The organism is Streptomyces sp. (assembly GCF_035563135.1).
Lineage (GTDB): Bacteria > Actinomycetota > Actinomycetes > Streptomycetales > Streptomycetaceae > Streptomyces.
Genome location: NZ_DATMVN010000799.1, coordinates 1 through 9,358, shown reverse-complemented (window position 1 = coordinate 9,358; position 9,358 = coordinate 1). Strand labels below are relative to the sequence as shown.

Genomic DNA, 9,358 nt, shown 5'->3' with positions numbered 1-9,358 from the left:
GGCGACCAGCGAGACGACCAGGCGCTCGGCGCGCTCGACCAGGCCGTTGACCGCGACGGGCAGTCCGATCGACTCGCCGCGCGCCTTGGTGTACGACACCACCTGGCCGCTGGCCAGGCAGAAGATCGACACGGCGCACAGCACGATGTCGTCGCCCCCGCCCGCGTACCAGAGGGCGAAGCCGCCGAAGATCGCGCCGTCGGCGACCCGGTCCAGCGTGGAGTCCAGGAAGGCGCCCCAGCGGCTGGAGCGGCCGAGCTGGCGGGCCATGTTGCCGTCGACGAGGTCGGAGAAGACGAAGAGCGTGATCACGACCGTGCCCCAGAAGAACTCGCCCATGGGGTAGAAGACCAGCGCGCCCGCGACCACCCCGGCGGTGCCGATCAGCGTGACCGTGTCCGGGCTGACGCCCCGGCGGATGAGAAACGCGGCGAACGGTGTGAGGACACGCGTAAAAAATGCACGCGCGTACTTGTTCAGCATGGCCTTCCCGACGGTCGGTGTCGCCGTGTGGCCCCGCTGGCCACCGGCTGGCCCATCGTAGCCACGCGCGCGCGTGGGCGACGGACGGGCACCCTGAGCCCCTGGTGGGCGGCCGGTGGGCGGCGGGATCGGGTCCGTCGTATGGACGCGGCGTGACGGGAGTGGAAAGCTCGAAGAACCGCGGGCGTCGCCGGAGCCGCCAGTGCACGCGGTCCCGCGTGTCCGCGCCCACGGCGACCTCACCGCGCACGGGAGGCAAGGACATGGGCGACAAGACACACACCCACCCCGGAGCCGCCGGAAGGGCAACGGCGGCCGACCGTCCCACGTCCGTACGGAATGTGGTGCTGGTCGGCCACTCCGGATCGGGCAAGACCACCTTGGTCGAAGCCCTCGCCCTCACGGCGGGGGCGGTGAACCGGGCGGGCCGCGTGGAGGACGGCGGCACCGTCTCCGACTACGACGAGATGGAGCACCGGCAGCAGCGCTCCGTACAGCTCTCCCTGGTGCCGGTCGAATGGGACGGCATCAAGGTCAACCTCCTCGACACTCCCGGATACGCCGACTTCGTCGGTGAGCTCAGGGCCGGTCTGCGCGCGGCGGACGCGGCCCTCTTCGTGGTCTCGGCCGCCCAGGAGGCCGATGCCGTGGCAGACGCCACCCGGGCGGTCTGGGAGGAGTGCGCGGCGGTCGGGATGCCACGGGCCGTCGTCGTCACCCATCTGGACACCGCGCGCACGTCCTTCGGCGAGATGGCCCGGATCTGCGGCCGGATCTTCGGGCACGACGACCCCGACGCCGTGCTCCCCCTCCATCTGCCGGTGCAGGGGCCCCGGGGCCCGGACGGCCACGCCCCGCTCACCGGGCTCGCCGGGCTGCTCACCCAGCGGGTCTACGACTACTCCTCGGGGCAGCGGCAGGAGAAGCCGCCCGCCGGTGACCAGCAGGAACCGCTCCGGGAGGCGCGTGACCGGCTCATCGAGGGGATCATCGCCGGGAGCGAGGACGAGACCCTGATGGACCGCTATCTCAGCGGTGACGAGATCGGCGTCGCGACCCTCTTCGCCGACCTGGAGCGCGCCGTCGCGCGCGGTTCCTTCCACCCCGTCCTCCCGGCGGCCCCCGCCGCCGAGGGCGCCCGCCAGGGCGTCGGCACCGTGGAGATCCTCGACCTGATCACCCGAGGCTTCCCCTCCCCCGGGGAACGCCCCCTGCCCGCCGTCACCACCCCGGGCGGCGACCCGCGCCCCGCCCCCGTCCGCGACCCGGCGGCGCCCCTGGTCGCCGAGGTCGTGAAGACCGCGTCCGACCCATATGCGGGACGGGTCTCCCTCGTCCGCGTCTTCTCCGGCACTCTGCGCCCCGACGACACCGTGCACGTGTGCGGCCACGGCCTCGCCGGGCTCGGCGGCGGGGACCGCCCCTGCCATGAGGCCGATGTGCGCGTCGGCGCCCTCTGCGAACTCTTCGGCAGTCGGCAGCGCCCCCTGGACCACTGCGTCTGCGGGGACCTGGTCTGCGTCTCCAAGCTCGGCGGGGCGGAGACCGGGGACACCCTCTCGGGCGCCGGCGATCCGCTGCTGATGGAACCGTGGGCCATGCCCGATCCGCTCCTCCCGCTCGCGGTCCGCGCCCACAGCAAGGTCGACGAGGACAAGCTCTCGCAGGGCCTGGGACGCCTGGTGGCCGAGGATCCCACGATGCGTCTGGAGCAGAACCAGGACACCCGTCAGGTTGTGCTGTGGTGCATGGGCGAGGCGCACGCGGATGTCGCGCTGCAACGCCTGCGCAGCAGGTACGGCGTGCAGGTGGACACCGAACCGCACCGTGTGCCGCTGCGTGAGACGTTCGCCTCGCGGTCCGCCGGGCGGGGCCGGCACGTCAAGCAGTCCGGAGGCCACGGCCAGTACGCGATCTGCGAGATCGAGGTGGAGCCGCTGCCGCCCGGTACGGGCATCGAGTTCGTCGACAAGGTGGCCGGCGGTTCGGTGCCGCGGCAGTTCATCGCGTCCGTGGAGAAGGGCGTACGCGCCCAGGCCGCCCGCGGTGTGGCGGCCGGCCATCCGCTCGTCGACGTACGCGTGAGCCTGCTCGACGGGAAGTCGCACTCGGTCGACTCCTCCGACGCCGCCTTCCAGACCGCGGGCGCGCTGGCGCTGCGCGAGGCCGCCGCCGGCACCCGCGTCCAGCTCCTCGAACCCGTCGCGAAGGTCGGTGTCCTGGTTCCCGACGACTACGTGGGGCCCGTCATGAGCGACCTCGCGGGGCGGCGGGGCCGGGTCGTCGGCACCGAACAGAGCTCCGGCGAGCGCACTCTCGTGCGCGCCGAGGTGCCGGAGGCCGAGATCGGCAGGTACACCGTGGACCTCCGCGCCCTGACGCGCGGGACCGGCCGGTTCGACCGGGCGTACGCCCGGCACGAACCGATGCCTGCGCAACTCGCCGACCGCATCCGCGAAGCACGGGAAAACGCCACAAACATGAGCTAGCCGACCGGATATGGCGCCTCGCACCCACCCGTCGGCCCCGTCCGTGAGCGGGCGAGGGGCCCGGACGATAGTCTGGGGGCCCAGCTCAGAAGGTGTGCGACGTACGGTAGTTGGGAACAGCCGCAGAAGCAGGCCGTGCGGGCGAGTGGGGGCGACAGTGGCGAACGACGGATTCGATTTCTCTCCCGGAGCGCAGATCCCGCTCCAGGGTTCGGGAGGACAGGCGGTGGCGACCAACGCCCTCGCCTCCGCCGCGTACCGCGACAGCGATGTGACGGAGATCCTCAAGGCCAACAGCGAGTGGCACAAGTCCCAGGTGAAACCGGGCGAGTCCAAGCTGTTCAAGTCCGACTACTTCAAGCCGAATCTGGGCGAGGCGTTCTCCAGGGCCGTCCAGGAACGCATGCTCGGCGGTGGCCGCAACGCGCTCATCCAGTCCTTCGGCACCGACCCGCAGACCGTCGTCGAGCACTGCCTGTCCGCGACGCGGCTGCGCAAGGCACGGGACACGAAGCTGACCCTGGTCACCGCCGTCTTCGGCTTCCTCTTCCTCCCCGGCCTGGTCCTCTGGGTCCTCGCCTTCCGGCTGCGCGACTTCCTCCACAAGTCCAAGGACAAGTTCTTCCAGGCGCTGGGCGGAATCCTGCTCGTCGCGCTGGGCGCCGCCGCCGCGTTCTTCCTGATCACCATGCCGCTCACCGGCTTCCTGGGCCTCTATCTGCGCGCCTGCGCCGTCGCCCCGCTGATCGGCTGGGTGCTCGCCAAGCGGATCGCGGAGACCTCGGTCAAGGATCTGCGCGCCCGCTGGGAAGGACTCCTCTCCGGCGGTGGCGTCAGCGCGAAGATCCCCGAGGCCGTGCCCAAGAACCCCAGCGAGACCGCCCGCGAGGCCCTGCGCCAGGCTCTGGAGAAGCTCTCCGCCGAACAGCAGTCCAACTCGGTCTTCTACGCCGGCCCGAAGGGCATCCTCGGCATGGGCACCCGCTGGGGCAGCTGGCAGCTCGCCGAGGAGCTCACACCGGAGGACCCCACCAGGGAGATCCACCAGTTCCGCAGCTGGGACGTCGTACGGGCCATCCACGACCAGCTGAAGATGCTGGAGCGCGGCCCGCTGAACACCGGCGGCTTCCCCACGCCGTCCGTCAAGCACTGGATCGTCTCCCCCGTCGGCGAGAACGCGGACTCCGTCTCCCGGCCTGAGGGCGAGGACGTCGCCACCTTCCAGATCAAGCCCCATGAGATACAGCGCATCTGCAACCACCAGCAGTTCGGCAGCGGCAACCGGCATTACCTGGGCGTCCAGTTCACCCTCTGGGACGGTCAGCTGGTGATCACGATGCTGATCACGGTCACCGTGCTCCACGAGACGCTGCGGATCGAGGTCACGGGACACGCGCTGGGCCCCGTCCATTCGCTCTTCCTCACCAAGCCGGAAGCGGCGACCAAGACGGTCAAGAAGGCGGTCAGGTTCTGGGAGACCCGCAAGATCACGCTCCCCCTCGTCAAGGCGAGCGAGGTCGTGAGGCTCGCCCTGCGGGCCCCCTTCACCTGGTACCCGCCCCTGCTCGACTACCTGGGCGGCAAGATCGTCCTGCCCGAGCCCTTCGGCCTGCGCCACGCCTGGGCGGCCAAACCGTGGGGCCACCGCTTCATGGCCGACGACGCGATGCGGACCGCCACCCCGGTCCTGCGCGTCGTGCATTCCGCGACGATGCGGGTCCTGAAGGAACACGGCGTCGACACCGAGCGCTTCGACAACCGTTCCATGGTGCTCAGCGGCCTGGTCCAGGACCCCGCCCCGAAGAAGGCCGACGTCTACGACGCGTGAGGCCGCCCGGGGCGTCCCCGCCCCGGGCGGGGATCAGCTCAGACGGACGGCAGCCCGGCCGGCCACACACCGGCCAGCATCGTCCGGGTGTCCCCCAGCAGCTGCGGGAGCACCTTGGTGTGGCCGACGACCGGCATGAAGTTGGTGTCTCCGCCCCAGCGCGGCACCACATGTTGATGGAGGTGGGCGGCGATGCCGGCGCCGGCCTCGGCGCCCTGGTTCATCCCGATGTTGAAGCCGTGTGCCCCCGAGGCGGCCCGCAGCGCGACCATGGCCCGCTTCGTGAAATCGGCCAGCTCCGCGGTCTCCGGGCCGTCGAGCTCCGTGTAGTCGGCGACGTGCCGGTAGGGCACCACCATCAGGTGCCCGCCGTTGTACGGGTACAGGTTGAGCACCGCGTAGACCTTCTCGCCGCGCGCGATGACCAGCCCGTCCTCGTCGGACTTCGACGGGATCTCGCAGAACGGACAGCCGTCCCCGGCTCCAGGGCCGCTCGGCTTGCTCTCGCCCTGGATGTAGGCCATCCGGTGGGGCGTCCACAGGCGCTGGAACGCGTCGGGCGTCCCCACTCCGATCTGCTGCTCCGGCTCACTCGTCATGTCCGTCAGCATATTGCGTGGTCCCCGGCGCGCGTGTCGCCGGGGCCGACCCCGTCGGCACACCGCGATGCTGACGCCATGAGCGACCGCCCCACGCCCCCCGTCCCCGGCCGGCTCGAGAAATGGGAGCAGCGCACCGAGGTGCCGCTCTTCGCCGCGTCGCTGGTCTTCCTCACCGGCTACGCGGTCCGCGTCCTCGCTCCCCTCGGTGTCCAGCCCTGGCGCGACATCGCCCTCGCCCTCGTCGCCGCCACCTGGCTGCTCTTCGCCGTGGACTACGGCGTGCGGCTCCGGCGCAGCGGGCTGGGCGTCCGCTTCGTGCACAGCCACTGGCTGGACACGGTGGTCCTGCTCCTGCCGCTGCTGCGCCCGTTGCGCGTCGTCCGGATCTACACGGCGGTCCAGCAGCGCGCGGACCGCCCCAGGCTGAGCCTGTACGCCCGGGTGATGACGTATGCGAGCCTCACAGCCGCTCTCCTGGGTTTCTCCGCGGCGCTCGCGGTGTACCACCAGGAACAGGGGGCGCCCGGCTCCACGATCCGTACGTTCGGCGACGCTGTGTGGTGGGCGTGCGCCACTCTGACGACGGTGGGCTACGGCGACGCGGTACCGGTGACTCCGGGTGGCCGGGTGATCGCGGCGTTCCTGATGGCGTGCGGGCTGGCGCTGCTGGGGGCGGTGACGGGAGCGTTCTCGTCGTGGCTGGTGGAGGTGTTCCAGCGGGAGGACGAGAGGAGGCCCCCGGGGAGCGGGTAGCTCCCCGGGGGCCTCCTCCGTGCGGGGGTCACACCTGCACGCGACGCTCCACCACGTCGACGAGCTTGGCGATCGCTTCGTCACGGGCGATGCCGTTCTCCTGCGACCCGTCGCGGTGGCGGAAGGAGACCGTGCCCGCGTTCATGTCGTCGTCACCGACGATGATCATGAACGGGACCTTGGCCTTCTGGTGGTTCCTGATCTTCTTCTGCATCCGGTCCGAGGAGCTGTCCACCTCGACCCGCAGTCCCTTCCTGCGCGCCTCGGCGGCGAACTCCTGGAGGTACGGGATGTGGGTGTCGCCGATCGGGATGCCGACCGCCTGGACCGGGGCCAGCCAGACCGGGAACGCGCCCGCGTAGTGCTCCAGCAGCACCGCGAAGAAGCGCTCGATGGAGCCGAACAGCGCGCGGTGGATCATGACCGGGCGCTGCTTGGTGCCGTCCGGGCCGGTGTACTCCAGGTCGAAGCGCTCCGGCAGGTTGAAGTCGAGCTGCACGGTCGACATCTGCCAGGTACGGCCGATGGCGTCCTTGCACTGCACCGAGATCTTCGGGCCGTAGAACGCGGCGCCGCCCGGGTCCGGGACCAGCGGGAGGCCCTGCTTCTCGGCGACCTGACGCAGTGTCCCGGTGGCCTCTTCCCATGCCTCGTCCGAGCCGACGAACTTCTCCGGGTCCTTGGTGGAGAGCTCCAGGTAGAAGTCGGTCAGACCGTAGTCGCGGAGCAGGTTCAGGACGAAGGTGAGCGTCCGGTCCAGCTCCTCGGCCATCTGCTCCCGGGTGCAGTAGATGTGCGCGTCGTCCTGCGTGAATCCGCGCGAGCGGGTCAGGCCGTGGACGACACCCGACTTCTCGTACCGGTACACCGTGCCGAACTCGAAGAGGCGCAGCGGCAGTTCGCGGTAGGAGCGGCCGCGCGCGTCGAAGATCAGGTTGTGCATCGGGCAGTTCATCGGCTTGAGGTAGTAGTCCACCCCGTCGTCGAGCTGCATGGGCGGGTACATGCCGTCGGCGTACCAGTCCAGGTGGCCGGACTTCTCGAAGAGCTTGCCCTTGGTGGCGTGCGGGCTGTAGACGAACTCGTAGCCCTCCTCCTCGTGGCGGCGCCGCGAGTAGTCCTCCATGGCCCGGCGGATGACGCCGCCCTTGGGGTGGAAGACCGCGAGGCCGGGACCGATCTCGTCGGGGAAGGAGAAGAGGTCCAGCTCGTTGCCGAGCTTGCGGTGGTCGCGCTTGGCGGCCTCCTCAAGGAACTCCAGGTGCGCCTTGAGCTCGTCCTTGGTGGGCCACGCGGTGCCGTAGATGCGCTGGAGCATCGGGTTCTTCTCGCTGCCCCGCCAGTACGCCGCGGCGTTCCGCATCAGCTTGAACGCGGGGATGAACCGGGTAGTGGGCAGGTGCGGGCCCCGGCAGAGGTCCTTCCAGCACAGGTCGCCGGTCTTGGCGTCCAGGTTGTCGTAGATGGTCAGCTCGCCGCCGCCCACCTCGACGTCCGCACCGTCGTCCGAGGACGCGGAGCCCTTGATGCCGATGAGCTCCAGCTTGTAGGGCTCGTCGGCGAGCTCCTCGCGGGCGGCCTCGTCGGTGACGACGCGCCGGGAGAACTTCTGGCCCCGCTTCTGGATCTCCTGCATCTTCTTCTCGACGGCCTTGAGATCCTCGGGCGTGAACGGCTTCTCGACGTCGAAGTCGTAGTAGAAGCCGTCCTTGACCGGCGGGCCGATGCCCAGCTTGGCCTCGGGGAACAGCTCCTGCACGGCCTGGGCCATGACGTGCGCGGTCGAGTGCCGCAGGATGTTCAGGCCGTCCTCGGAGGAGATCTCGACGGGCTCGACGACCTCGCCGTCCCGGAGCTCGTACGCGAGGTCCCGAAGCTCGCCCCCGACCCGGGCGGCGACGACGGTGCGCTGCCCGGGGAAGAGCTCGGCGGCCGTCGCGCCCGTCGTCACCACGTGCTCTTCCCGCTCGGAATCGCGTTGGATGATCACACGGACGTCTGACACCGGTCTCTCCTGACTGAGGGGGTGCGTCGCTTTCCTCTTGCGCGCGCAAGAGGAATCGTACCGAGCCGGGGGGCCTCGACGCGAAAGGGATACCGGGGGCGCCTACTCCCCGTCCCCCGTGCACGCCTCCTCGAAGAAGTCGACGTTCTCGTGGAGCGCCTTCATCAGCCGGTCCCGCTCCGCCTCGTCGACCTGGACCGGCGTGACCTGTGAGGCGCCGCCGAGCCGCCGGAAGCCGCCCCGGCTCTCCAGCCGGCCCTCCACCCGCAGCGGGAGGCCGACCAGATGGGCGTGGCCCGCGATCCGGTAGGCCTCCTCGTCGAGCTGGATCCGGACGTGCGTGACCTCCGCCCCCGCCAGCACCCGCAGCCGTACGACGCCGGGGCCGCGCGGCCCGGAGCGGCGCAGCCGCACGACGGCCCCGGTGAGCCGTACGGGAACTGCGGGCTCGTCCTGCAGGTAGCGCACTCCCGCCAGGCGGAGAGCGGGCAGGTCGCCCGGGGAGAACTCGACGGGCTCGGGGCTCGCGGGGCAGCCTTCGGGGGTTCCGGCGGCGGGTGCCCAGGCCAGGGTGATCCTGGCTCCTTCCGCTCCCCGGACGAGTGAGACGAGCGCTTCGGTCAGTTCCCGGCTGACGCCGGCGGCGACCGCGGCGTCGAACGCGTCCATCCCGCCGGTGGCCCGCTGGTAGTCGACCGCTTCCCGGGCCGCGTGCAGCGCCGCGTAGAGCTGTACGGCCACGGCCCGCCCCGCGGCGACGGGGACGAAGGCGGTCAGGCTGCGGCCGTCGGCCGCCGGCCCGACGAGGGTGCCCTCCAGGGTGCTGAGGGCCTTCCTGCGGTGCCGGGCGCCGTGGTAGCCGGCCCTGCCGCGCACGGCGAGCGATCCGGCGAGGAGGATCTGCCGGGCCGCCGTGCGCAGCTGGTCGGCGCCGGTCCAGTCGGCAGCCCCTGAGGCGTCCTCGGGAACCTCACGCCACCAGCGGATCTCGTCACTGGGCACGGTGAGGGCGACCAGGATGTCGCGGGCGGAGGGGGCGGCGCTGCGGGTGAGCGCGGTGAGGGCTTCGGCGAGCAGGTCCTCGCCGTCGGGGTAGGCGGTGCTGTCCGGCACGAGCAGGCTGGTGCCGCCGGTGGCGGGGCCGGGCGGCACCCAGCGGCTGTAGCGTCCTCGGGTGCCCCCGCGCCGGTGCCAGCCG

Annotated in this window: 7 protein-coding genes; 3 read left to right on the top strand and 4 right to left on the bottom strand. The window is 71.1% G+C overall.

The window, feature by feature from the left end; genetic code table 11:
• On the bottom strand, positions 1-483 hold a 483-nt coding region (gene pgsA / locus VN520_RS35545; protein ID WP_325751078.1), incomplete at its 3' end, for a phosphatidylinositol phosphate synthase.
• Between the two features lie 263 nt (positions 484-746).
• Here pgsA and VN520_RS35540 point away from each other — a divergent pair.
• A complete protein-coding gene (locus tag VN520_RS35540) occupies positions 747-2,972 on the top strand; it encodes an elongation factor G-like protein EF-G2 (RefSeq protein WP_325751077.1) in 2,226 nt (741 codons plus the stop codon).
• A gap of 157 nt (positions 2,973-3,129) precedes the next feature.
• Positions 3,130-4,800 carry a hypothetical protein gene (locus VN520_RS35535; RefSeq protein WP_325751076.1) on the top strand — a complete coding sequence of 557 codons (1,671 nt, stop codon included), beginning with the start codon at positions 3,130-3,132 and terminating at the stop codon, positions 4,798-4,800.
• Between the two features lie 38 nt (positions 4,801-4,838).
• Here the strand turns inward: VN520_RS35535 and VN520_RS35530 are convergent, their stop codons facing one another.
• Positions 4,839-5,411, bottom strand: coding sequence for an HIT domain-containing protein (locus tag VN520_RS35530; protein WP_325751075.1), 573 nt, complete (start codon positions 5,409-5,411; stop codon positions 4,839-4,841).
• 66 nt (positions 5,412-5,477) lie between these two features.
• Between VN520_RS35530 and VN520_RS35525 the strand changes: the two genes are divergently transcribed.
• A complete protein-coding gene (locus tag VN520_RS35525; RefSeq protein WP_325751074.1) occupies positions 5,478-6,155 on the top strand; it encodes a potassium channel family protein in 678 nt (225 codons plus the stop codon).
• 28 nt (positions 6,156-6,183) lie between these two features.
• On the opposite strand, the gene thrS is transcribed toward VN520_RS35525, so the two are convergent.
• Positions 6,184-8,160, bottom strand: a complete 1,977-nt coding sequence (gene thrS, locus VN520_RS35520) for a threonine--tRNA ligase (protein WP_325751073.1) — start codon at positions 8,158-8,160, stop codon at positions 6,184-6,186.
• Positions 8,161-8,262: 102 nt separating this feature from the next.
• On the bottom strand, positions 8,263-9,358 hold a 1,096-nt coding region (locus VN520_RS35515), incomplete at its 5' end, for a hypothetical protein (RefSeq protein WP_325751072.1).